General features: G+C 49.6%; 15 protein-coding genes and 1 pseudogene. 13 read left to right on the top strand and 3 right to left on the bottom strand.

Annotated elements, in window-relative coordinates; all coding sequences use genetic code 11:
* Positions 1-194: 194 nt before the first annotated feature.
* Both ABC395_RS25930 and ABC395_RS25925 read left to right on the top strand, forming a co-directional pair.
* Positions 195-1,989, top strand: a pseudogene (locus ABC395_RS25930) (response regulator).
* A gap of 24 nt (positions 1,990-2,013) precedes the next feature.
* Complete coding sequence (locus tag ABC395_RS25925; protein WP_413006586.1) at positions 2,014-2,385, top strand: winged helix-turn-helix transcriptional regulator; 372 nt, start codon at positions 2,014-2,016, stop codon at positions 2,383-2,385.
* A gap of 66 nt (positions 2,386-2,451) precedes the next feature.
* Here ABC395_RS25925 and ABC395_RS25920 read toward each other — a convergent pair whose 3' ends face one another.
* Positions 2,452-3,522 carry an SDR family oxidoreductase gene (locus ABC395_RS25920; protein ID WP_413006585.1) on the bottom strand — a complete coding sequence of 357 codons (1,071 nt, stop codon included), beginning with the start codon at positions 3,520-3,522 and terminating at the stop codon, positions 2,452-2,454.
* A 308-nt stretch (positions 3,523-3,830) separates the two neighbouring features.
* Here ABC395_RS25920 and ABC395_RS25915 point away from each other — a divergent pair, with 308 nt between their 5' ends.
* Positions 3,831-4,802, top strand: a complete 972-nt coding sequence (locus ABC395_RS25915) for an iron-hydroxamate ABC transporter substrate-binding protein (protein WP_413006584.1) — start codon at positions 3,831-3,833, stop codon at positions 4,800-4,802.
* Positions 4,803-4,989: 187 nt separating this feature from the next.
* On the opposite strand, the gene ABC395_RS25910 is transcribed toward ABC395_RS25915, so the two are convergent.
* Positions 4,990-6,060 (bottom strand): hypothetical protein, encoded by a 1,071-nt coding sequence (locus ABC395_RS25910; protein ID WP_413006583.1) that lies wholly within the window; start codon positions 6,058-6,060, stop codon positions 4,990-4,992.
* Positions 6,061-6,359: 299 nt separating this feature from the next.
* Between ABC395_RS25910 and ABC395_RS25905 the strand changes: the two genes are divergently transcribed.
* The 6 genes from ABC395_RS25905 to ABC395_RS25880 all read left to right on the top strand — a co-directional run bounded on the left by ABC395_RS25905 (position 6,360) and on the right by ABC395_RS25880 (position 18,574).
* Positions 6,360-9,134, top strand: a complete 2,775-nt coding sequence (locus tag ABC395_RS25905) for an S-layer homology domain-containing protein (protein WP_413006582.1) — start codon at positions 6,360-6,362, stop codon at positions 9,132-9,134.
* A 331-nt stretch (positions 9,135-9,465) separates the two neighbouring features.
* The gene (locus ABC395_RS25900; RefSeq protein WP_413006581.1) at positions 9,466-10,662 is read left to right on the top strand and encodes a macrolide family glycosyltransferase; all 1,197 of its coding nucleotides are present in this window, start codon (positions 9,466-9,468) and stop codon (positions 10,660-10,662) included.
* 274 nt (positions 10,663-10,936) lie between these two features.
* Positions 10,937-14,437: an S-layer homology domain-containing protein gene (locus ABC395_RS25895; RefSeq protein WP_413006580.1), complete on the top strand. Its 3,501-nt coding sequence runs from the start codon at positions 10,937-10,939 to the stop codon at positions 14,435-14,437.
* A 261-nt stretch (positions 14,438-14,698) separates the two neighbouring features.
* Positions 14,699-15,676, top strand: a complete 978-nt coding sequence (locus tag ABC395_RS25890; RefSeq protein WP_413006579.1) for a LacI family DNA-binding transcriptional regulator — start codon at positions 14,699-14,701, stop codon at positions 15,674-15,676.
* A gap of 255 nt (positions 15,677-15,931) precedes the next feature.
* Entirely contained in the window at positions 15,932-17,659 is a 1,728-nt protein-coding gene (locus ABC395_RS25885; RefSeq protein WP_413006578.1) for an amidohydrolase family protein, read from the top strand.
* 216 nt (positions 17,660-17,875) lie between these two features.
* Positions 17,876-18,574, top strand: coding sequence for a YczE/YyaS/YitT family protein (locus ABC395_RS25880; protein ID WP_413006577.1), 699 nt, complete (start codon positions 17,876-17,878; stop codon positions 18,572-18,574).
* A 304-nt stretch (positions 18,575-18,878) separates the two neighbouring features.
* Here ABC395_RS25880 and ABC395_RS25875 read toward each other — a convergent pair whose 3' ends face one another.
* Positions 18,879-19,517, bottom strand: a complete 639-nt coding sequence (locus ABC395_RS25875; protein WP_413006576.1) for a pentapeptide repeat-containing protein — start codon at positions 19,515-19,517, stop codon at positions 18,879-18,881.
* A 292-nt stretch (positions 19,518-19,809) separates the two neighbouring features.
* Between ABC395_RS25875 and ABC395_RS25870 the strand changes: the two genes are divergently transcribed.
* The 4 genes from ABC395_RS25870 to ABC395_RS25855 all read left to right on the top strand — a co-directional run bounded on the left by ABC395_RS25870 (position 19,810) and on the right by ABC395_RS25855 (position 25,165).
* The gene (locus ABC395_RS25870; RefSeq protein ID WP_413006575.1) at positions 19,810-21,369 is read left to right on the top strand and encodes an SAM-dependent methyltransferase; all 1,560 of its coding nucleotides are present in this window, start codon (positions 19,810-19,812) and stop codon (positions 21,367-21,369) included.
* 337 nt (positions 21,370-21,706) lie between these two features.
* The gene (locus ABC395_RS25865; protein ID WP_413006574.1) at positions 21,707-22,324 is read left to right on the top strand and encodes a hypothetical protein; all 618 of its coding nucleotides are present in this window, start codon (positions 21,707-21,709) and stop codon (positions 22,322-22,324) included.
* A 329-nt stretch (positions 22,325-22,653) separates the two neighbouring features.
* Complete coding sequence (locus ABC395_RS25860; RefSeq protein ID WP_413006573.1) at positions 22,654-24,141, top strand: malate:quinone oxidoreductase; 1,488 nt, start codon at positions 22,654-22,656, stop codon at positions 24,139-24,141.
* A 235-nt stretch (positions 24,142-24,376) separates the two neighbouring features.
* Positions 24,377-25,165, top strand: coding sequence for a hypothetical protein (locus ABC395_RS25855; RefSeq protein WP_413006572.1), 789 nt, complete (start codon positions 24,377-24,379; stop codon positions 25,163-25,165).
* Positions 25,166-25,194 lie beyond the last annotated feature (29 nt).

The following is a 25,194-nucleotide window of genomic DNA, read 5'->3' as shown; positions in this document are numbered from 1 at the left end:
TGACATCGTACTTAGACGTGTCACATTTTCGTTATGACAAACTGTCAAATGTGCGACGTGACATGCTCATCCGGCGGGTGCTAATGGTTCAATCCTTCCTTTTCTTGACGAAGCGGGAAATCATGAGGCATGATGAATTTGGATCTATTCATGAAATGGTTTGCCACAATAAAATAAAGCGGGTGCAATAATCGGTGTTGTCCATTATCAAAAAGTGGTTCTGGTACGATTGGATCGTTTTTGCGATACGTACATTCTGGCTGGTCATTATCCTAAGTGCCGGATTTATCAACCCGTCCTTGTTCGTTATGCCGTTCTGGATTGTGGTCATCCCGGCCTCCGTGGTTTATGTCTTTCCGTTAGTCATCCAATATCGAAAAGAAAGCTGGTATCTTGGGGCCGAAGTCATCGGAGCGGGCTTCTTCCATCTTTATTTAGCCTTCGCGGCGCCGGGGCTGCTCTGGGCTTTCACTTTACTCGTCATGATTATCGGTTTGGGGAGCAACCGGAGGACGTACGTATGGACGGGCCTCCCGGTCGGGATCATTTTTCCTGCCATCAACGGCTGGATAGCCGATCGCTCCCCGTTTGAGTTTATCTTCAGCTGCTGCTTTGGTTTTGCCATCGGCTTCGCGTTTAACGTATTAATTCAGTCGAACAAGCAGGCCCGGATTATTCAAGAGCAGAAACAACTGCTGGAGCAGCATATTACACGGATTGAGGAACTTACACTGATGGAGGAGCGCAACCGGTTGTCACATGAACTTCATGACACGATCGGACATACGTTAACCTCGATGATCATCGGGGTGGAATCGCTGAGATCGTCCGTGCCCGATTCAGAGATTGAGAGGATCGATTCGCTTGTCCGTGTCGCGCAGCGCAGTCTGGATGATATCCGTAAGCATCTGCATCAGCTTTCTTCCGTTTCGCCGGGTCTTTCGTCAGGTGAGTCGCTGCGGCAGTTAACGGACGAATTTATGAAGTCGACCGGGGTGGCGGTCAGCTTTCGCGTAATCGGCAGTGAAATTCGTCTGATGCAAGAAATAAACTTTTGTTTATATCGCTGTTTGCAAGAGTCTCTTACCAATGCGGTTCGTCACGGTCAAGCGAGCGCAATATCCGTTCAACTGCATTTCGATAGTCAGCAGCTCCGGCTGCAGATTGAAGATAACGGTATGGGGGCGGAAAGCATCCGTTTCGGATTTGGGTTGAATGGGATCCGGGAACGGCTGGATCCGCTTCACGGAACACTGACCGTCCATTCTCAAGTAGAACAAGGAACCGTGATTATATGTACCATTCCGCTGCAGACGGAGCCTGTTCAGGGTATGATCCGCCTGCTGATTGTCGACGATCAGGAGATCGTTACCGACAGCTTGAAGCGAATTTTTGATCAGCATGCGGATTTTCTTGTCGTGGGTACGGCCGGGGACGGTCATGCGGCATTAGGGGGCTGTGAGCAATCGAAGCCGGATGTCGTGCTCATGGATATTCGGATGCAGGGAATGAACGGGCTTGAAGCTTTACTGGAGATCAAGCAACGCTGGCCCGCCGTGAAGGTGGTGCTTATGACGACGTTTGAGGATTCCATACCGGCGGCAACCGCACTGGAGCACGGGGCGGAAGGCTATATGCTGAAGTCGATTCACCCGCGGGAGATGAAGGAAGCCCTGAAAGTTATCTTTAACGGAGGCACATGGATCGATCAATCGATCGCCACGCGATTATTCGAAGAGATGAAGCGTCAGCGTGAGCAGTTGGAGAAGTACAGCTCCAGTCCGGAGCACTACCCCTATGGGCTTACGAAACGCGAGATGGAGATTTTGCGGCATCTGGCCAACGGACTGCGCTACAAGTCAATCGCCGCCAAAATGTGTTTGTCGGAGGGGACGATCCGCAATTATTGTTCGATTCTTTACTCGAAGTCTCGGGGTCAACAAACGTGAAGAAGCGGTAGGGTTGGCGCTATCGGAAAGTATTTTATAACACGCGGGGAGGCGATCCAAGGTTATGCAGGAACCGGATAAAACCTACAACACTGCGGTGGAGGCCACTCTCGAAGTGATCGGAGGCAAGTGGAAGCCGGTCATTCTGTTTCATCTCACGTTCGGAAAAAAGCGCAATGGCGAACTGATGCACCTGATGCCTGCAGTCACGCAAAAGGTGCTGACCCAGCAGTTAAAGGAACTGGTGGAGGACGGAATAGTGTCCCGTATTTCTTATAACGAAGTGCCGCCGAGAGTCGAATATGAATTGACCGACTATGGCTGGGGCTTGAAGGATATCCTTCATCTCATGTGCAGATGGGGCGATACGCATATTGATAAGGTGTACGGGGATAGGGGAAGGGTATTATTCGTACCGCCGCAATCGGATAGATGAGATAGAAAAAGCACCGAAAACCGGTTCCTGGATATGGGAAACCGGTTTTCTGCGTTTATCCCTAAATTACGGGATTACTTTCCGCTTACGGAAGTCTTCAAAGATGTCCATGAACATTTTCTCCGTATCGATGAAGTCATGGAAGCCGAAACGGCGCGCTTTGGTGCCGTCGGCAAAAAAGTCGTAATCCCAGGAGAATACAAAATCCCCGAATCGCCAGGAAAAAACGTCCCGGAAGCTGTTATCCGCCAAATCATATTTCTCCACCATGGTGTTCCACAACGCTTCTTTGTCCGCCATGACGACATCCAAAGACATCGGTAAGGGGGGCGCTGTCTCCAGCCCGAAAAATGCCGCGATCTTCGGCCACAGCTCATTCCAGCGGAAAAGGTCTCCGTTCGTAATGTTAAATGCCTGATTCGCGCAGCGTTCATCGGTTGCCGCCCACACAGTCGCCCGGGCCAGCAGACCGGCATCGGTCATTTCCAGCAGGCTGTGGTAGGCACCGGGCTTACCTGGGAAGCGGAGCGGCAGACCGAGTTCTTTGGACATGGATGCGTAAATCGCGATAACCATGGCGAGGTTCATCGGATTGCCCAGGGCAAATCCGCATACGACCGACGGGCGAAGGGCCGACCAGGTCCACTTGCTGCCGGATTGCCGCCGCTCAAGGAATTGCTGCTGGTCAACGTTGAACTCCGGCGGCATATGATAGGCGTCCGTTTCCCGCGCAGGCGTCTTAAAAGGGCCGAGATGTGCCCCGTACACCTTATAACCCTGCATTAGACTGATATGCTGCAGTTTAGGGGCGATCGGTTCGACCGCATTAACCGTGTTTACAAGCATGGCGAGGTTAGGCGGAACCAGTTCGGCCCAAGTGGGGCGGTCTTGATAAGCGGCGTAGAAGATATGAGTGACTTCGGTCAGGTTGCCCAGCTTATCCCGGGTATCCTCCTCATTTAGCAGATCAGCCGCCACATACCGTACCCGGGGTGTATCCTCTCCGCCGCGTCGGGAAACCCCGATAATATCCCACTCGGGGAGCGTCATTAAATGCTCGATGAGGTTCCGTCCGATTACTCCGTTAGCTCCAATGACAAGAGCGGTTTTACGTGAAAAGGCTGTTTCTGGTTTCATAGGGCTCTCCTCCTTCTTATAGTGGCTATTATGAGAGGAGAGAGGGAGATTGAGAAGTACGCACTTTGGAATCACATAAGCACTTGAAAGTAACGTAGGGCCCCTTGGAGGCTAATAAAACACGCAGGTCAGCACGGGATAGCCGAAAATCGGTCCCATACAGTATGAAACCGCATCACGATCATAAGCAGCGGCAAAAGAGATCGAATGGTGCGCGAGAGCATTTTCTATTGACAAGGGGAAAAAGAAAAGATAAAGTAACTCCTATGAGATTGATAATCATTATCATTATAAGGGGATAAATTAACATGAAGAAAAGGCTCCTCCTTCCGTTGTTCCTGCTGGTGCTCTTTGTAATTAGCGCGTGCGGAAACAAAGCCGCTAACGACAATCAGGCGGGCTCCGTCTCGTCAAATCCGGGTCAAGCGGCCAATACCGCAGCGAACTCCGACACGGCGTCCAAATCGAACGCCGGTACAAAGACGTATCAGTCCGAGTCCGGTCCCGTACAGGTTCCGGCCAATCCCAAGAGAATCGTTGCACTGACGAATGCGCCGAACGTGCTATCGCTTAACGGTACGCTGGTGGGTGTTGACGAATGGACGAACAAGAACCCGTTATTCACCGGCAAGCTGTCGGGTGTAAAGGTCGTATCGCCGGACAATCTGGAAAAGATTATCGAGTTGGACCCGGACCTTATTATCACCGGTACCGACACCAAAAATTTAGACATGCTCAAAGAGATCGCGCCAACCGTCGCGTACACATGGGGGAAGCTGGACTACCTGAACCAGCAGCTGGAAATCGGAAAGCTGCTTAACAAGGAGCAGGAAACCCAAACTTGGATCGACGGCTTCAAACAGCGGGCTGCCGAGACAGGTAAGGCAATCAAGGCGAAGTTCGGGGACAACGTGTCCGTGTCCGTTATAGAGACGGATTCGAAGAGCTTCTATGTATTCGGCGACAAATGGGCGCGGGGAACCGAAGTGCTGTATCAGGCGATGGGACTGGGCATGCCGGAGAAGGTCAAAGCCGAAACGACGGGCCCCGGTTATTATACGCTATCATCTGAGGTGCTCGGTGATTACGCCGGTGATTTCCTTGTTCTGAGCAGAAGCTCCAAGGGTGATAATTCGTTCATGAAGACGGCGACCTGGAACAATATCCCCGCTGTCAAAAACAAGCATGTCATCGAGATCGACACGGAATCGTCCACATACAGCGATCCGACGACGCTTGAGTACTTGCTAGGCATTTTTAAAACCGCTTTTCTCCAGTAAACGGAGAAATAATTCATAGAGTGAAGCGGAGGTTCTCCTCCCCGCTATCAAGGAATCCAGCGTTATTACAACGCATGGATTCCTTTTATTTTGTACCGTTGAAACCAGAAAAAAATCACGCTCATCATATGGGAGATAACAGGCCGAGTAGTCCGGTATATTCGGGTTATCTTCGTTTCGTCTCCACCTACAAATACATACTCTTTGCCCTCTCGTTGAAGAATTCCGTTACATTTCTATACTCCGCTATATCTATACGGTTCTGACGCAGTATTTTCTGAATAAAGATGGCATCGGTAAAAATGGCGTTGATGATCTTGCCGCACCATTGTGGGGAGGCTTTGAAGTAATCCACCAGGGCGTTAATTTCCTCAAAATTAAAATAAAGGATATACGCGGCATAATTCTGGAGCAGCGTTTTGAAACAATGGTCGCGATACGGGCTGGAGCGGTGATCAGAGAGAAGGTCCGCCATCACGTTAAACAGCTCGGTTTTATTTTGTGCATACCTATGGATCAACCTATCGACGTTATTGATCCCCTGCAGGATATCTTCTAACCCTTCCTCGTTTGGCATCGCCAGCCTGGATTTACCCTCGATTGCGCTTAACAGCCCCAGGGTGACATGTTTGTACGTTTGGATTTCATGGGGGGCCAGGTCCAATTGGTCCTTATACTTGTCGACATTTTCGCTGTAGTAGTCATGATAGGTTGAAAAATAGCGTTCCACGCTAATGCCGGTTCTGGTATGAACCAGATTTTGCTCAAGGAATGAAAAGGAATAGAGGGTTTCCTCGTTAACCGGGTGCGCATAAAGATAGAAAAAGAAGAAGAATTCCCTAAGCTGAGCCCGCTGTTCTTCGCTTAGTGCGGTAATATCGGACAATTGGGCTAGCTGGAAGAAGCAATAGTTTTTCATAAAATCATTCATTTCATGGTATGCGTTAACCTTAACAATCGACGTTGTCGTGTTAACCGTAAACAGCAGGTAATAGAAGATCAGTTCGTCGTATACATCCAGCTGTGCAAAATCCGCCGAGAGCAGAGGCTTCCAGTCCGGGTTCGCCGTGTAGTTGGGATCTCTCGGCTGTAATTCGGAGATCCATTCACTGAACGGCAGACTCTGCCGCCCTGTTAAAAACAGCTCTGTACTCTCGTCTTCACACAAACCGTATTCGAAGCCTTCCGTTAGTACGGGCGGCATTTTCCTGTCGAATTTTAAGTTCAGATAATCCTGATACAGCAATTGAAGTTTCATGGTCCGATCCCTCGTTTGTTGATGAAGTCTTGGTCAAACAGCTCTTTTCCGAATTCTATGCTGTGTCCATCATAGCGGCTCTTTGACGCCTGTTCAAATTACATTTTTGCCGGGGAAAAAGTTCATGGTTTTCATGAAATAAATGGAACTTTTTTTAAAGGAGGATATCAGTAAATGTCGAATTTATTTGTCGAAAAATAGCAAAAAAACAAGAATGGAGGACCAACCCACTTACTAGATATATACACCCCCCAGGTGTCTATATAAATCTGAACCCAGTAATACAAGGAGGATGTTACTTGAAAGAAGGAAGGTTAAGACCGGTTTTAGCGTTGGTGTTGTCGATCCTGTTGTTACTGCCAACCCAATTCGCCTACGGTGCCAAGGACGCGGGGACAGGGGATGTATACGATTTTTCACTGACTGTCAGTGAAATCGTCAGCAACGGCAGCAACGGAACGAGCGTCGTTGTCGAAAAAGCCCCTTTACAAGGAGCAAAGGTATCCGTTGACGGAAAAGAATATATAACAGACAGTTCGGGCCTCTCTGTGACGGCTTTGTCTAACGGCACTTACGGTTTTTCGATAACCAAAGACGGGTATCAGGGGCAAACGGGAACCGTTACGATAAATGGAGGCTCCCAAACTCTATCGCGGACATTGACTCCGATGTCGCCGCCAACCGTCAAGATGGCCCCGGTGGGCCAGATTACCACGACTACCGCGGATGTCGGCGGTAAGGTGACAAACGACGGCGGGGCAGACGTGACCGAACACGGAATCGTCTACAGCACGGTGCGCAATTTTGCGGCAGAGAGCGGCACGAAGGTACCCGCAGGCGGCACGACCGGGACGAACGAAGTGTTTATGGCCGCTTTGTCCGGGCTGCTTCCGGGGGAAAACTACTACTATTTCCGTGCTTACGCAACCAACAGCGTCGGAACGGGTTACAGCGATGAATTTTCTTTCTACACGAAGCGCACCGAGCCGACGGTAACCACATCGGTTTACACCGCTTCGGTGACCAGCGTAACGGCGACCGTATACGGCAATGTGCTGAGCACCGGCATATGGCCCTTTGTTGAGCGGGGTATCGAAGTGAAGACTCAGTATCCGACGATGAAATCAACGAAGTATCCGGTGGCGGGTACAACCGGCGAGTTCAGTGTACCGCTCACCGATTTACAGCAGGGCGTCCGATATACGGTGCGAGCCTATGTAAAGACAACTCATGATTATGACTACGGGGATGAACTGGCCTTCGATACCAAACCGAAGGAGCCGGAACTGACGACAGAACTTCCTACCGTGGATTACATGAACGTTGTTTTGGCAAGCAAAATCAAGTATATCGGCAGCAATGTAACGTCGATTAAGGATAGCCATAACAGCCGCGGTTTTGTTATAGATACAAACCCGAATCCGACGCTTGAATCCGGTATGAAGATTCGTGCGGGTTACGGAGAACCGCATAAGGAATTCGTAACGTATATGCTGGCGCAGGAGCTAGCCAGAGGAACGACGTATTATGCGCGCTCTTTTGCAACGAACGATGAAGGTTTAACGGGCTACGGCAATGAAGTCTCTTTTACCACGGTAAGCCTGGCTCCGACGGTAACGACACCGGAAGCTTCGCTAGTCACGGCGACAACCGCTACCATTGGCGGTAATGTAACCGAAGACGGCGGTGCAGCCGTTACGGAACGCGGCGTGCTTTACAGTACGGACCCGAGCCTTACCGTCAATAGGGGTACGAAAGTGACGGCTCCGGGCACGACGGGCGAGTTCAGCGTCCCTTTAACCGACTTGAAGCCCAATAAGACCTATTACATGCGCGCTTATGCGATCAACAAAAACGGGACGAGCTATGGCGCCGAGAAGTTCTTTGAAACATTAGGAGCCTCGCCGACGCCTACCCCGACACCGCCAACGACGCCAAACGCCAAAACTCCGACGTTGACGACTATCACGAATATGCTGAATCCTTCTCAGCAGGGCCAGTCGGTCACGTTTACGGTGAAAACCACTTCGCATCCGCAGACGTCCGGCACTTTAACCGGAACGGTTAAGCTTATGGACGGTTCCGCTTTGCTCGATACTCTTACGCTGGAACCTAAGGGCATCTCGAACGGATATGCGATTGCAACGTATACGACAAGTGCTTTAACCGTGGGAGACCATTCGCTTACGGCCGTATATAGCGGAGACAATCAGTTCGCCGAAGGTACGTCCGCGCCGTTTATTCAGACGGTAAAAGGAACGACAAACCCAGGCGGCGGTGGCGGTGGTGGTGGTGGCGGCGGCCATGATGAGGATGACGATGAGCAGAAGCCGTCTCCTCCACCGGCAGAAGTGAAACCGACACCGGTTCCGCCGACTCCTTCACCGGAAGTGAAACCGACACCGGCACCGACACCGGTTTCGCCGAAACCAACGCCTGCGCCGGACGACGATATTTTCAAGAAAGATGTCTTCCAAGGCAAAAATCCGGTTGAGGATATCCAGGCCAAGATCAACGCGGCTATTAAAAATCCGAAACCGGCGTTTACCCCTGTCGACATGAAGAATCACTGGGCAGGGAAGACCATTGATATTTTCTTGAAACTTAATATTATTTACGGCTACGAGGACAACACGATTAAACCGAACCGGGAAATGTCCCGCGGGGAATTCGTGGCGATTCTTTCCCGTATCTTTGACGTCGGGGGCACGAATCCGGCCGGTTTGAACGACGTAAAAGGCCACTGGGCACAAGAGCCGATCGAGAAGTTCGTGCAAGCGGGAATCATCGGCGGGTTCGGTGACGGAACATTCAAACCGGACAGGTTCATTACCCGTCAAGAGATGGTCGTGATTTTGTCCAGGATCGTGAATCTGCAAGGGGCCGGCCATGCGGGTGATTCAAGCGTCGATCCGATGGATTTGGCGGCTCAAGCGGGAATCATCGAGGGCAGCGGCGACGGGAAGTTAAACCCCGGCGGCACGGCCGGCCGTGCGGATGCGCTGCAGTTGATTCTGAATACGCTGCAGCTCAACTCAAGTATTAAGACGATGCTTGAAATCATGGCGGATTAACTGGCCGTCCAACTAATTTTATAGTCTCGGAAGAGCACCCCGATTGTATTCTTATGGAATAGATCGGGGCTTTTTTTATGTTTAAGAGGCTGTGCAGGGGAACCGGCAGTTGAGTGATTAGATTCCGCAGATAGAGATTAGCGGATTGTGTGGGATTAAGAGACTCCTGTTTTACGATAGCGACAAGGTGGGGCTGTCCCAGAGGGGCAGCTTTTTTACTTAAAGTTTTGAAATTCCTAGAAAATGTAATATGATAGATACGTTGACATTATTTGTATAGTAGGCGTTGCTCTTACACGATTTAGAGACCGTAACCTAAGGAGTGATAGAAATGGCGCGTGTATTATTTATTAACGCGGGATCAGAGGGACACATCAATCCGACGATCGGCGTTGTGCAGGAGCTTGTAGCGCGTGGAGAAGAGGTGGTGTACTTCTGTCTCGGGGCTTATAGGGAACGTATCGAGAAGGCGGGAGCTTCGGTACGGACAATTGACGATCAAAAATTTATAGAAGCCTTTATGTCCGGCGGAAGGGACTATGTGCTCGAAAGAGCCAACGGACTTTTGCTTACGGCCGATGTCGTCATTCCGACCGTTCTGGAGCAGATACGGGGAGAGCATTTTGATTACATGATCCATGACTCCATGTTCGGATGCGGGCGTTTGCTTGCCGGGATTCTTAAGCTTCCCGCCATCAGCTCGTGCACTTCTTTTGCGCATATTAAAGAAACGTTCGATACTATCCTGGAACCGCCTCCCTTAAAGACTCCCGAAGAAATCGTTGAACGGTTTTACAGCCTGGCGGCAGCGGTAAGCGAAAAATACGGGGTGGATGTCCGTTCTCCTTACGAGGCGTTTTATAATCCTGCCCCGCTTACTATCGTGTATACGACAAGAGAGTTTCAAACGGATCCGGAGGCATTCGACCAAACGTACAAATTTGTAGGTCCGTCCATCTCTTCGCGGCCGGCTCAACAAAATTTCGATTTGACTGCAATCAAGGGGAAAAACCCGATTTACATCTCGCTCGGCACCGTTTTTAACGATGCTGTTGATTTCTACAAACTTTGTTTCGAGGCGTTCGGGAACACGGAGCATACGATTGTCATGTCGGTAGGAAATAACACCCCGATTTCCGACTTGGGGGAGATACCCGGTAATTTCATCGTCAAAAATTACGTTCCGCAAACGGAACTTCTGCAGCACACGAAGTTATTTATTACACACGGCGGAATGAACAGCACGAGTGAAGGTCTTTATTACGGGGTTCCGCTCGTGGTCATCCCGCAGAATGCGGACCAGCCGATGGTTGCGGGTCAGGTTGCCAAGATCGGAGCGGGCCTTGCCTTACAGATGCAAGGCTTGACCGCGAATCAGCTGCGTGAAGCCGCCGATCAAGTGCTGAGTCTCCCGTCTTTCCGGAAAGCCGTAGCCTATATCGGCGAATCTTTTCGAAAATCCGGCGGATATCGTCAAGCCGTTGATGAGATTTTTGAATTTAAAAGCCGGTCTCATGTCCGGATATAGCATTTTTTAAACCGCGAAGAGATAAGGCTGTCCCGGAGAGGAGCGGCCTTTTTGTTTTTTTCACAGGGGAGATTTGAAAACGGGCCATTTACAGTCCAAACGGGTTTTACCAAGCGGAAAAGAAATGATTTAACAATCCACTGACATATTCCCGGATTTGCTGTAACAATCCCCTCCTACAATAGTCCTATTACACTGTGGATGGGGCGATTACTTGCTTATGTCAATCAAAAGGATAAAAAAAAGCTTAGCCATCTTTTTAACGATTATGGTCGTGTTACAAACATTTTTAAGCGGTATTGTCGTAAGCGCTGCCGGGGAACCTTCGGTAACGGTTGCGGCTTCCGTGAAATTGATCGATAAAGGCTCTTTGTGGAGCTACAGCGATGAAGGGCTCGACTACGGATATGCGATGAAAAGTCCTTTTGATTTTTCGAAGTGGAAGGTGAGTGCGGCTCCTTTCGGTTATAAGGTGACGGGCGGGGTAGCCACGGGAGACGTGGGGCCTCAAACCGATTTCGGCAAGGCCGCCACCGTGCTCAGCTTTGGCGGTAACGAGAAGAAAAAGCACATTACGACGTATTTCAGTAAAACCGTTCCGATCAGCGACACCGCCGCTTACGAATCGTATAAAGCAGCGCTGGGAGTAGACGACGGTATTGTGCTTTATGCGAACGGAATCGAAGTATACCGGGCGGGGATGTCCGTAACGGAAGCGACGTACACGACGTATGCGACCTCGAATAAATCCGACCCGGTCGTATACAAGGAGGATTTAAGCGTCAACCTCAAGGCGGCATTGAAAAACGGTGACAACGTCATTACCGCCGAGATTCACAATTCGAGCGATTCCAGTTCCGACTTGTATTTCGATATGGAACTGACGGCAGTTCTCAAGCAGAGCGGGAACGGCGGTACAGGCGGTGGTTCGGGAACAGGGCCTGCAGACGGGAAAAACATCGTTTTGTTGCCTCAGAACGCGGCATGGAAATACCTAGATAACGGAACCGATCAGGCAGCCGCCTGGAGGGGAGACCAATTCGCAGACTCCGCTTGGAACACACAAAACGGACCTTTCGGGTATCCGGCGGGAAAGGCGACCGACGCATTCGGCAGCGTTAAGCAGCCGATCAGCTACGGGAATAACGCCAGTATGAAGTATCGGACTTCTTACTTCCGCACGACGATAGACGTGAAGAATCTCGTGGATTATAAGAAAATCGTAGGCACGTTCGGTATCGATGACGGGGCGGTTCTCTATATCAACGGCAAGGAAGTTTACCGTTTTAACATGCCGGACGGCGAACCGAATTTCCAAACGCTCAGCTCCGCTACGATCAACGAGCCTGCAACAGAAACAGCGGATTTAACGGCCGTGTTAAATGGAGTGTTACATAACGGTGTCAATGTGCTGGCGGCGGAAGTCCATCAGCGCAGTGACAGCAGTTCAGACCTCTACTGGGATATGAAGCTCGTTGCGAACCCGGATGAGACCCCTTCAGGCGGAGGAGGGATTAAGGGGCCCGTCGTTCCGTCCGCCGTCGCCCTGACGTTTAACGGCGATCCGAAGACTTCGCAAGGTTTCGCCTGGTATACGGATCCCAGCGTAACGGGCACTAAGCTGGAGATTGCCGAATCCGCTAAAGTCGTCAATGGTACGTTCCCGGCCGGTACGGCACAAACGTTCGAGGGAACGGCACTGCCGGTCAGCGTCTACCAGTCCAGTTCGGACAAGAGTTCAGGCAAGTTCACGACTTATGCCAGCCATAAAGTTACGGCCTCCGGTCTCAAGCCGGGCACAACTTACAGCTACCGGATCGGTGACGGACAAGACGGACATTGGAGTGACATTCGCAGCTTTACCACCGAGGGGTCCGGGGATTCGTTTACATTCCTCTATACAACGGATCCTCAAGGGACGACGGAAAGTGAATACGTCACATGGAAGCACACTTTAGAGGAAGCCCTTAACAAGTTCCCGACCTCCAAGTTCGTAACCATCACAGGCGACCTTGTAGACAACGGGGATATCGAGAACCAATGGATGTGGCTGCTGAACCAGCCGAAGGATCTTTTCTCCAAGCTGCCGGTGGTACCGGCGCTCGGTAATCATGAGAGTAAGGCAAACAATAATTTCACGTATCATTTCAATTTGCCTAACACTTCAAACACGGAAGCGAAGCCGGACGGATCGGTTTACTCATTCGATTACGGTCCTGCTCACTTTATGGTGATTAACACCGAGTATAACGAAGCCAAAGGCATCGATACCGTCTACAAGAAACAAGAAGAATGGCTGCGTGCGGAAGCGGCCAAAACAGACAAGAAGTGGAAAATCGTAATGTTCCATAAATCGCCGTACTCCGTGGCGAGTCACACGAACGACAGCGATGTCCTGTTCTTCCGTAAAAAGCTGACGGCTTTGTTCGACGAATTGGGTATCGATGTCGTGCTTAGCGGTCATGATCATACCTACACGAGAACATATCCGATGTTTGATAATGTGCCGGAGAAGACATCGACCAATGAGAATAACCAGATAATCGACCCGAAAGGAACTTTGTATCTGGTGAGCAATGCGGCGGGAGATAAGCGTTATACGCCAAAAGCGGGACCGTTCCCTTTTGCCGCTAAGTACGGGCAGCCCGGCAAAGAAATGTTCACGGGTATAACGGTCACGGATAATTCGATGTCGTTCCAAGTGTATACGACGACGGAGACGGGAACGACAGACCTGTACGATCAATTCAGCGTTCAAAAAACGGATGCGAAACCTAACCCGGTTAGAGATGCCCGGATGAGTACCATTCAAAACGGACAGTCCACGCTCACATGGAATGCTCCGCAAGGCGGTCCGGCACCGACGGCTTACCGAATCTATGAAAAAAATGACCAATTGGGAGCAAACTGGAACGCAAGAGTGGTTCCGACGGTGAGCTCTGCGACGTATGCGTTGACTAATCTTAACCCGTCCAAAACCTATCAATTTGCTATTAAGGCCATGAGCGGCAAGAACAGCTCGGATGAAGTTATTGCCGTTTATGGCAATAGCGGTAACGATGGCGGCGGCAATAGCGGCAACGGCAATAACGGCAGCGGCGACAATGCCGGCAATACAGGCAACAATGGTACCAATGGCAACAACAGTAACAGTGGCAATAACGGCAGCAACAACGGCAGCGGAAACAACGGCAACACGAATACAGGCGGAGGAAAACCGACTCCCAAACCGCAAGTGCAATTAACGGATATTAAAGATCATTGGGCTTATTCCGTCATTATCCAAGCGCTTGAGAAAGGATTTATCGCGGGATACGAGGATGGTTCGTTCAAGCCGGATAAGCAAATTAACCGCATTGAGATTATCTCGATGCTTGCCAGGGCGCTTCAGTTGAAAGACACAGGGGCGGACGTCGCTTTTACGGATGCGCAAACAGTTCCGGAGTGGGCGCAGGTGTATGTTTCTCAGGCTGTGAGTGCAGGGTTAATCGACGGATTTTCCGACCATACTCTTCGGCCGAATCAATCTCTGTCCCGGCTGGAACTGGTTACCTTAATCGTTCGCGCCTCCAAAATCACCGTCGATCCGAATGCAGAACCTGCATTCTCGGATTCGGACAAGATTCCTTCGTGGGGAGCCCCTTATGTAGCCGCGGCGGCTAAAGAGGGACTCATTCAGGGAATGGGCGACAATAAATTCGCACCGGACGCAACGGCTACGAGGGCCGAATCGGTAACCATGATCGCATCTTTGCTGAAATACCTTAAAAAGTAAGTGATCTAGAGATAAGCTTCCCCTTAATCAATATCGGGGGAGCTTATTTTTTTGAGGCAGCATAGCTAAATAAAATTTTGCTGAATTCGTTGCCGGCGGCAAAAATCCTTTGAGACTGGCCGTAATTTTACAAGTCATGCGGGCGTCCGGGACAAGCAGACAGAATGTTGTTGTCAAATTCACTTCTCCGTGGTACTATGTTTTCAAATAAGTTAAACGATTAACGAAAGCGTTACCAAACTTCTAAGGGGGGGAGGTTCAATGGCAACTCTCAAGGATATTGCCAAGCATGCGAATGTGAGCGCCTGTACGGTTTCGAGATATTTAAACTCCAATATCGTGGTTAAAAAAACGACGGAAGCCCGGATTCAGCAGGCCATCAAAGAGCTTGGATACATACCCAATGTAGTGGCCAAAGCGCTCAAGCGTAATGAAACATCTAATGTTGCCGTCATCTTGCCCAAGATAAACAATCTATACTACTCCGAGATTACTTCCGGGATCAGTCAAACGTTAAGCAGTCATCATTATAATCTTTTTGTTTATGAAGTAGACAATCAGAATATGAATGAAGAGGACATTCTTCAGCTGATGCGTGAGAATATGATAGCGGGAATCATCTTTATCGGATTGTTCTCGGATAAATCTTTTCAAGAAAGCATTCAAAGTGTTCTCGAATGGGAGATTCCCGTTGTGTATGCGAACAGATGCATTCCTTATAAGGGTTTTCCGCTGGTATATCCCGATCTGGTAAAGGCGGGGAAACTAGGTGCGGAGCATCTTCTCTCAAAAGGGAAAAGTAAACTGGCTATCGTGCATAAGCATTTGCCGGACCCGCTGCTGGATTACTTTCTTGAAGGGTTTAGACAAGCCGGAGACGGGGCATGCGAACCGCTGATCATGGTCATTGAAGAGGGCAGGGAACTGCCTGACCGTTGCGTCTCCACGCTTCTTGAGAACAACATTGACGGCGTATTTGTACTGAATGAATTAAGCGCTATTTATTTAACCAAGGCTTTGAACAAATCCGATATTCGGATTGTGCAGGATATGGCGGTATTAAGCCTAGGCAATTCCCTGATGTCTGAAATTTCCACGCCGGAGCTTAGCTGTGTGGATTTGCAGAACCGGGAACTGGGCGTCAGAAGCGCGGAAATGATTTTAGGCCAGATCCGCAAACAGGCCATTGAACCGGTAACGGTTTTGGACCCTTTGATTATCGAACGAAACTCCACCTGATATTCGGAACCGTCAGAAGCTGAATGAGGCAGCCGCGCAGATTGGAAAATGCCGGTTTCGTATTCTGGAGTGGGGCGTTCTTTTAAACGTTTAGTTAAACGATTAACTTAATTTTTAATAAGTTTGCAAGGTTCCTTTTTTTAATCCCAATTAGTTAATCGATTAACTAATTTATTGTGAAACGATTATTGAGTCCGGATAAGTCTTGAGCCCAGCTCTGCTTATACATTTCTTTTTACAAAGGAGAACGAACCTATGAAACAAACGGAAGTCAATCAGCTTGCTAAAGTTCATGCCATTTTTGACGTTTTAAAAGGAAAAGAAGAAGCCGATCTCCTTCTGAGAAACTTGAACATTTTGGATGTGCATGGCGAAACGGTCTACCAGGGTTCTATCTTGGTTTATGATAAACGCATCGTTGCGCTTAACCCGGACGAGTCTCTGATTCGAGTAAAAGAAGTTTTTGACGGGCAAGGGCTGTATGCGATTCCCGGTTTGATCGATGCGCATCTCCATTTCGAATCTCAACTGGCAAATCCGACGGCGCTGGCCGAAGCGATGGTTCCTTGCGGGACTACGACGATCTATGCGGAATGCCTCGATCTGCTTAGCGCGGCAGGCGAGAACGGCATTCAAGCCGCCCGGGATTTGTTCAAGGAATACGATAAGCTGCCTTACCGATTGTATGCGTTTGCACCGGGTAAAAAGACGGCCGCCGAAGTCACCAAAGCGGTCCTGGACATAGAGCCGGTCATCGGTCTGGGCGAATTTGAGCACTTTACCTACAGCTCGGGCGATGAGGATGATTTCCGCAAAGCCGCCTGGCTTAGGGAGAAGGGCGGTTTTATGAACGGGCATTGGGGAGTGACCGCTCTTTCCGATATGATCTTGAACTATCTGCCCGCGATCGGCGTTTCGAATAATCACGACGTCTGGACGGGGGACGATATCGAGAAAAGCATCCGCTACGGCCTGGCCACTCAAATCAAGTTCGGCGTAGGCAGCAGCGAAGTGATTAAAACCCTGCTTAGATCGATCGTGGACCGCAAGTTCCCGACGGATAACTTTATGCTGTGCACGGACAATATTTCCATCGAACGGCTGTTAAAGATGGGGCATATGGACTGGATTATCTCCCTCTGTACCGAAATGGGCATCCCTCCTATCAAGGCCATCAAAATGGCTTCCTACAATACGGCAAAATCGTTCCACATGGAGGATGAGATCGGGTCTTTGACGCCGGGACGCTTTGCGGATATCGTCTTGACCGACAGCCTGTCTAAAATAAATCCTCTCTATGTTTTTAAAGACGGCGAGCTGATCGCGAAGGACAAAAAAATGCTTAAAAACGCGGATATCGACTACTCTTCGATGCGTACAAAAGGGAAGCCCGGACTGGATGACCTGACACCGGAACAGCTCGATATCGTGCCTATGGAAATATCGGAAGACGGTACGCAGGCAAAAGTCTATTTGTTCGACGTCTACGGCCGCGGACATGCCAAATTCTATCATGAAATCTGGGTTCCGCTGAAAGACGGCAAAGTTGTTCCGGAATATGAAGGAGAGAAGTACAGCCGCCTGTCGGTCATTCAGCGTTATGCCAACGGTAAACGGCACGTAGTCAACGGTCTGTTCAAAGGCGTGTCCATAGAGCGCGGCGCGGTCGCCACTTTCTGGCCGGCTCCAAAGCCTTACTTTGTCGTCGTCGGACAGGACAGCGAAGAAATGTGCCACTGTGCCAAAGAGGTGGATCAGTATTCCGGAGCTTGTATCGTAACGGAGAACAAAATGAATAAAGCCGTCATGCCTCTCGAAATTTACGGAGTGATGGCGGATATGACCGTGAACGAACTAACGTCTAGCGCGGGTGCAATCGATGCTGCCCTGGAGGAATTCGGAAACCGTAATGAAGGCGAGCCGGTCGTGAACAAGCTCCTGAGCCTGTTTATTTCCCTGCACCGCTTCCGCTTCATGGAATAGCAAGAAAGACTTCGGAGTTCAGCGTAGTTTTTGATGAAGAGGCGAAACGATGTCCTGACGAGAGGATGCCGATTCAGGCATTCTCCGGGGACGGGGACCAAAGTCATGAGGAAGCCGCTGTGATTTTTATATTGTGTAAGCGCTTCCGTTATTGAGATAATAAGTCGACCAGGCAAGCCCGGGATTACAAAAAACATGTAGGAAGAGGGACGGTATATGCAACCAACCAATACGGCACCCGCAGAGCTGCAAGGCAACAGTTTGACGAGGCGCTGGATCCTTTATTTAATCGGCATTTATATCCTGACTTTAGGCGTCAGCCTTGCAATAAGGGCCGGTATCGGGATTTCGCCCCAAAGCAGTCTTACCCGGGTGATGACGGTCATTCAGCCTAACCTGAGCCAAGGTACTTATAATTTTCTTCTGGAACTTTTCATGCTGCTGCTGACTTACCTGGTTTTACCGAAAGATTTTAAATTAAAGAACTTTGCTTCCCTGATTCCGGCCTTGGCCCTTGCTTTTTTCCTGGATTTTAATCTGCAGCTCACCAGCTTTATTAAATTGGACGTGTATTATACAAAGCTAATGCTTCTCGTTTTCGGAGACGCGGCTTTGGCCCTGGGCCTCTTCATGATGATCCAGGCGAACCTGGTCCTTATGCCTATCGATATGTTTGTGAACACGGTGTTCAAAAAAACGGGCAAGAAGTGGGGGAACATTAAAACCGTTTTTGACTGCTCCCTGCTCCTGCTTGCGGCGTGTATCGGTCTGATTTTCCTGCATAAAATCATGTTCATTCGCGAGGGGACGATACTTAACGCCATCCTTGTCGGGCAATACATCAAGTTGTATACGTATCTGTTTAACCGCTCAAGAGCGAAGAAGGGACTGGCTCCCAAGATAGTGAAGCACTGAAAGATACGGCGGCGCCGCGCTTTGCCTGTAAGGAGTCCGGTTACGGAGCTTTGCAGGCAAACCGGCAAAGTGGGGGCTCATCCTTCCCTACCATACAATACGGCAGCCTGCGATTAAAGCGGCTCCCTAGTCATGTTCAAGCCTCTCTTGAACACCTAGCGGAAAATCCCGGACAACCGGGATTTTTTGTGTCTCTGCTCGTGTTTTCCAGAAAAAAGTCCGGTTAGACCGCGTCAGGCTGGAGCCGGTACTTGAAGCGGGAGGTTGAAGTTTGCCGTCGTCTCACTCATCCCGTCTCCAGCGGTTATGTCATCTTCTCCCCATTGATCCTCACACCATCGAGTATCGTGTTTCCCCAAACCGGAAGCAGGCCGGTCTCTCCCGTAAAACGGCTTCCGGCTAACGAGCCGTTATGAAAAACTGCCCCTTCGAAGCTGCATTCCTCAAACCGGCAATGCATAAACATAGCGCCGCGAAAGTTAACATCTGAAAAACGGCATCGTATGAATGACGCGTCGTTTGCTATGGCTTTGCTAAAATTGCTTCCCGTAAAATCGCAATCCTCAAATCGTTCGCCGATCCTGGCATTGTTCAGCTTGGCTCCCCGAAACGAGCAGCGGCTGAATTCACGCGTCACGTACCGGCTATCCAGTTTTACCATGTTAAAACGGCAGTTTGTGAATGCCGAAGTGTTCAGACTTGCAGCCTCCACGAAGCGGGCATAGGACAGATCGACGCCCTGTACCGTCAGGTATTGAATGGTCTCAATGAGTTCGACTCCCCGAAAGTCCTCCAACCCGTCAGCTGTCTGTCCGAAGGGGGAGGAAGGGAAAGACCGTTCTTTTTTGTGCAGGTTTTGTTTGCCTGTAACGGCGGCCAAAGACCGGTTCGCTTCAGCGAGCTGCTCGTCGTCCCACCTTGTGATGAATGGCTTTTTGCTCAAAATGACACCCCCCGTTTCACCGGTGAAGTTTAGGTGCGTAAGAGAAATGCGGATTTCGGCTCTTTTTTATAAGTCCAGTTAATAGTAACATAAATACCGGAAGGCAAAAAAAATCACGTTACAGACAACACAATGAGTGCTACCCTGAATAACAGCGTTGGAGAAGAAGCTATTGGCATAAGCGGACGGGCAATAGCCAGGGTTTTGATACAAGGTGTATAAAAAAAGGACTTATTGATGTAAGTTATACGTAGAGCCAATTCAATGACTTCCAGAGAGCAGGATCGATGAAATGACAGATAACAAGAAAGAGCGTTACCGCTTCAGTGAAGCGCCTATATGGAATATCCAGCGAAAATATTATGAAGAAGCGGGAACGAAGGCATGGAACAATGACCAGGTTCCTCAATACATAACGAGTAATCCGATGATCGCCGCCGCCTATGCGGAAATGATCTTTGGGTTTCTTCAAGACCGGGCGAATAAGGGGTATGGTTCGGAGCCGGTTACAATTGTAGAGCTTGGAGCCGGAGCCGGACGTTTCGCTTACCATGTGCTGTATGAATTGTGTCAGATGAGGGACTACGCGGGAATATCGCTGCCTCCGTTCCGCTATGTCATGACGGATTTGGCGATGAGCAATGTTCTGGCGTGGAAGGAACATCCCGCCCTGCAATCTTTCATAACCGAGGGGGTGCTCGATTTTGCGCAGTTTGACGCTGTCCATGGTACGGTACTTAACCTCGTGGTATCAGGTGCAACCATTGATGAAGGAGATTTAACACAGCCGTTGATTATTGTGGCCAACTACTTTTTTGACGGTATCCCGCAAGAGCTGATTTATGTGAGCGAGGGGCAGATTTATGAGGCGGATGTCGATGTCGAGTATCCCGAACATAAGGATTCCCTCAAACCGTCGGAATGGCTAAATCAAATCACTTTACACTATGAGCACCGGCGGGCCCCCGAGTACGAGCAGGAAACTTATCCTTATCGCGATGTCATCTCCCTTTATCAGGAGCAGCTGGAAGACTCTCATATTTTATTTCCGGCCGCGGGATTAACTTGTTTACAGCGTTTGAATTCATTGTCTCAGGCCGGCTTCCTGTTGATAACGGCAGACAAAGGAGATCATCTGCTGGATAACTGGAAATTCGCGGAGCCGCCGGAGCTGATCCTGCATGGAAGTTTTTCTTTAACGGCCAACTACCATGCGTTTGTACATGTTTTTGAACAAAGAGGAGCCGAGGCGTTATTTCCTCCCCACCATTATAAAAATATAAATGTCGGCTGTATCCTTCATTTGGATAAACCGACGGACTATGCGAATATGAGACTGGCTTATCGCCGGTGCATCGAACGCTTTGGTCCGGATGAGTTTTTTAGTATGAAGGGATGGGTAGACCGGAATCTGGACAGCATGAGACTGGAGCAAATCTTAAGTTTTTGGCGTCTGGGCGGGTACGATGCGGAATTTTTCATTCAGAGCGCGAAGCAGATTTCCAGTCTGTTACCGGATGCAAACGATGAAGAAAAACTCGACTTGTTGAGAGGCATAGAGCTGATGTGGTCATCGTACTACGTCATGGAGCAGCGTTATGATCTGGCGCTTGATGCCGGATTGATCCTCTTTGAGATGGACATGTATGAGCACTCCAAACGATATTTGGAAATTTCGGTACAACAAGAGCAGGATGAGGTCGTATCCACCGTTTATTATTGTCTCGCCATCTGTTGTTTCGAGTTAGACTTAGTGGAAGATGCAGTGAGTTATACAAGAAAGTTGTTGGAGCTTGAGCCTCATCACGAAGAGGCATTGGCCTTGATCAGTCATTTTGATGAGCCCCAATAAAGAGCAGCGGTATCTGCAAAAAAGGTTCAGCACACGATTTGGCTATAGCTAACCGGGAAAAAGAAGGCCGGCTGTATCGAATAAGGGCTGTCCACCGGTCATCCGAGATGACGGTATGGACAGCCTCTTTTGCATGTCCAAAATTGCAAATGTCGGATTAAGAAAATAGAGGGGTAACACAGCCGCGAACCGTAAATAACGGCACAAAATAATGTTCCGAGGAAGAGAGGATGCCGCGGGACCATGTGGAATATAGGTACCATACATGATTGAATAGAAGGAGTGCCCCAAAAACCTTTTGGTTTGTATCCCGATTCTATATTTGGCGGTGAGATAAATGGATCGATTGAAACACAGCGGATTTTACAAGCTGAAATTCTTTGTAACACCGGAGGAATTCAAGAGTATCTTGGGGCTTTTTAAGCCGGAAGAGGCGCAGTTTCAACATACTAATTATGCTCAGACCAAACACGATCAGGATCAGGTGCACGAGGCTTACACAGCGTTTTACCGGTATTTCACAGCGCAGGAGAAACCCGATTACCATCCTTTCTTCGTCTACTCCATTTCTATTGCTAGAAATAATGAAAGCTCGGGATTCTTTGTGAAAAATGAAGGAGTCGCGTTTCCCTGTCACGGGCAGTGGGCGGAAGATGAGCTGCCGTCTGTCACGCTTTCGCTCCCCAAAGGCTTCCAAATCAATCTGGAGGATGAAAAAGGCCCGTATTATGTATATGAGGATATCCGGGAACACCGGCCGTTAACTTATGCATTTTTTGATGAACTGGCAAGCTATACGAAAAAAATCACCAAGCCCCTTCGTTATTCGGCCCGTGAAGCGGCTGCCGGGCAAGAACAAAAGCCGCCTGTTCGCATAAGCAAACATGCGGCGAATGAACTGGCGGCTTCCTGGATTTTCAAGAAATATGAGCTTGTTATGACCGGAAAGCAGTAGGAGCCTGCCCGCCGATATCGAAAAAGAGCTAGACGAACTAAAACTAGAAGCCAGGAAATAGACGGTAGTCTAGAAGATTCCACAAAAAAACACAAACCAAAGTCCTTAATTCAGCATAAACTGAGTTAAGGACTTGGTTTTTTTTGTTTTTAGGGCGTTTGGAAGTACTTAATGGTAGATATTTTAGTGTGAAAATAATTATAATAGAGTAGATAGGGTTATAGTGGAGACAGAATCGGTTTGTTCTTAGGTGGTGCCTTGCTTTTTTACTATACGAAGCAGGCGTGCCTGCTCTTTTTTTATAAATATAGAGGATAAGGAAGGTTATCATGAAAACAGACGTTATCTTAATCGGTGCCGGGGTCATGAGCGCGACTCTGGGATCGTTACTGAAAGAGCTAGTGCCGGAATGGGAAATCAAAGTGTTCGAGAAACTCGCAAAAGCAGGAGAAGAAAGCTCTAACGAATGGAATAACGCGGGTACGGGCCATTCTGCACTGTGCGAGCTTAATTATACTTCCGAAAAACCGGACGGTTCCGTAGATATAAGCAAAGCGATCCAAATTAATGAACAGTTTCAGCTTTCCAGACAGTTCTGGTCTTATCTTGTAAACAGACAGCTGATCCAGAATCCGCAGGATTTTATTATGCCGATTCCGCATATGAGCATGGTGCAGGGGCAAGAGAATGTTACGTTCTTGAAAAAACGCTTTGAAGCGATGTCGAACAACCCCTTGTTCCAAGGGATGGAGTTTTCCGACGATCCGGAGAAACTGAAGGAATGGATTCCCCTAATCATGGAAGGCCGCACTTCAAGTGAACCGATCGCGGCTACAAAAATCGACTCAGGGACGGATGTCAACTTTGGCGCTTTAACGCGCATGCTTTTTGAGTATCTGCAGACCCAGAATGTGGAGATGCATTACAAACATAGCGTGGACAATATTAAACGTGCCGCCGACGGATCGTGGGAATTGAAGGTGCGCAACCTCGATAACGGCAGTGTCGAGCGCCACACGGCGAAGTTCGTCTTTATCGGCGGCGGCGGCGGAAGTCTGCACCTGCTGCAAAAGTCCGGCATTCCCGAAGGAAAACACATCGGCGGATTCCCGGTAAGCGGGCTCTTTATGGTATGCAACAATCCGGAAGTTATCGAACAGCACCATGCCAAAGTATACGGCAAAGCAAAGGTCGGAGCTCCGCCTATGTCGGTTCCGCACTTGGACACACGTTATATCGACAATAAGAAGTCGCTGCTGTTCGGGCCTTTTGCCGGCTTCTCGCCTAAGTTCCTGAAAACGGGCTCCATGTTTGACTTAATCACGTCGGTGAAGCCGGATAATGTCTTGACGATGTTAGCGGCCGGTGTCAAAGAAATGGCCTTGACCAAATACCTGATTGAGCAGGTATTGTTGTCGAATGAGAAGCGCGTGGAAGAACTGCGCGAGTTTATCCCGAACGCCAAAGGCGAGGACTGGGACATCGTCGTAGCGGGCCAGCGTGTGCAGGTAATCAAGGATACGGAAGCCGGAGGCAAAGGAACCCTTCAATTCGGTACGGAGGTTATTACGGCTGCTGACGGTTCGATCGCTGCACTGCTCGGCGCTTCTCCGGGGGCTTCCACCGCGGTTCACGTCATGCTTGAGATTCTGGCAAGATGCTTCCCGCAGCATATAAAAGAGTGGGAGCCGAAGATCAAAGAAATGATTCCTTCTTACGGCCTGTCCCTCTTGAACAATCCGGAACTCTTCCGGGAAATTCTTGCATCGACCGCGCAGACGCTTGGTTTGGCCGAAAAAGAACTGGCGTACAGCTGATTGTCTTATAAAAGAACCTTCTATCCTTTTGGATGGAAGGTTTTTTGCATTTGCGGCAGGAAGAGGGGCCGGGTGGATAGGCAGGCATTTTTAAAAGACCGCAATACATAAGGGGAAGGATAGAAGCCGTTCCAATATATAGTATAATAGAGTCGGAGTTTCTTGAATCCATGTTGAAGGGACTTCACCGATTTACAATGAAGGTTGAAAGATCATGACACAGGAGGAAAGATACATGTATCTGGTATCCGGGCCTAAACCGCTGCCTGACGGCATCGACCGAAGGATTGCGAAAGAAGAGGCCGCTTGTTTTCCGCCCGGCTATCTCCGGTTTTTACGTTCCTTCGGTGAAGGGACCTATAGCGGTTGGATGAATGTCCAGCGGCCGGACCCGGAGGTGCTTAAGCCATTTGCCGAATACGGGTTGTGGGAGCATGACGCGGACAGTCCGATTACCGAGCGGCAGATCGGAGAGTGTGTCGCTATAGGCACGACTGTGGACGGCGATTTTCTGGCGGTGCATCCCCCGACGGCCCGGCTGATCTGGCTGCCTCGCCACGCGGAACAAGTGACGGCAATTTCTCTCCAGACGCGTCAGCAGGAAGAGGAAGGGACGTACGCTTCGGTACTGGACGAAATCTACCGGCAGGTGTACGGACGCGTCCGGGAGAGAGCCGCTTATTACGAACCGTGGACGGGGACCGGGAGCCATCTCTTTCTGCGGCTGCCGCCGGGACCGGATCAGCTTTCGCTGCCGGATCTGTCCGGATTGTGCCGGGCTGCTTTTCCGCCGGATCTGTCCGGATTGTGCCGGGCTGCTTTTCCGCCGGATCTGTCCGTTGAAACCGACTATTCTTGTCACCTCTTCTATCAGACACTTGGCGGTTATGTGAGATTTAATTATGCCAACAAGCAAGAGGTGGCCGTCATGTACGAACAGGATGCATCATCGCAAGAGACGTTCGCCGCTATAAGGCAGTGGCTGGTGTCGAAAGGATGCGAGCCGTATCCGGACAGTAAATGAGGCTTGCCAAACGGCAGCTTTTTTAGACG

Source organism: Paenibacillus canaveralius (assembly GCF_047238265.1).
GTDB lineage: Bacteria > Bacillota > Bacilli > Paenibacillales > NBRC-103111 > Paenibacillus_F.
Note: the sequence above shows the minus strand (reverse complement) of the source record. Positions and strands in the feature narration are given on the sequence as shown.

Excerpts from the sequence above, each read along its gene's own strand:
- ABC395_RS25925 (WP_413006586.1), top strand. The coding sequence starts at position 2,014 with ATGCAGGAACCGGATAAAACCTACAACACTGCGGTGGAGGCCACTCTC.
- ABC395_RS25920 (WP_413006585.1), bottom strand. The coding sequence starts at position 3,522 with ATGAAACCAGAAACAGCCTTTTCACGTAAAACCGCTCTTGTCATTGGA.
- ABC395_RS25915 (WP_413006584.1), top strand. The coding sequence starts at position 3,831 with ATGAAGAAAAGGCTCCTCCTTCCGTTGTTCCTGCTGGTGCTCTTTGTA.
- ABC395_RS25910 (WP_413006583.1), bottom strand. The coding sequence starts at position 6,060 with ATGAAACTTCAATTGCTGTATCAGGATTATCTGAACTTAAAATTCGAC.
- ABC395_RS25900 (WP_413006581.1), top strand. The coding sequence starts at position 9,466 with ATGGCGCGTGTATTATTTATTAACGCGGGATCAGAGGGACACATCAAT.
- ABC395_RS25890 (WP_413006579.1), top strand. The coding sequence starts at position 14,699 with ATGGCAACTCTCAAGGATATTGCCAAGCATGCGAATGTGAGCGCCTGT.
- ABC395_RS25885 (WP_413006578.1), top strand. The coding sequence starts at position 15,932 with ATGAAACAAACGGAAGTCAATCAGCTTGCTAAAGTTCATGCCATTTTT.
- ABC395_RS25880 (WP_413006577.1), top strand. The coding sequence starts at position 17,876 with ATGCAACCAACCAATACGGCACCCGCAGAGCTGCAAGGCAACAGTTTG.
- ABC395_RS25870 (WP_413006575.1), top strand. The coding sequence starts at position 19,810 with ATGACAGATAACAAGAAAGAGCGTTACCGCTTCAGTGAAGCGCCTATA.
- ABC395_RS25865 (WP_413006574.1), top strand. The coding sequence starts at position 21,707 with ATGGATCGATTGAAACACAGCGGATTTTACAAGCTGAAATTCTTTGTA.
- ABC395_RS25860 (WP_413006573.1), top strand. The coding sequence starts at position 22,654 with ATGAAAACAGACGTTATCTTAATCGGTGCCGGGGTCATGAGCGCGACT.
- ABC395_RS25855 (WP_413006572.1), top strand. The coding sequence starts at position 24,377 with ATGTATCTGGTATCCGGGCCTAAACCGCTGCCTGACGGCATCGACCGA.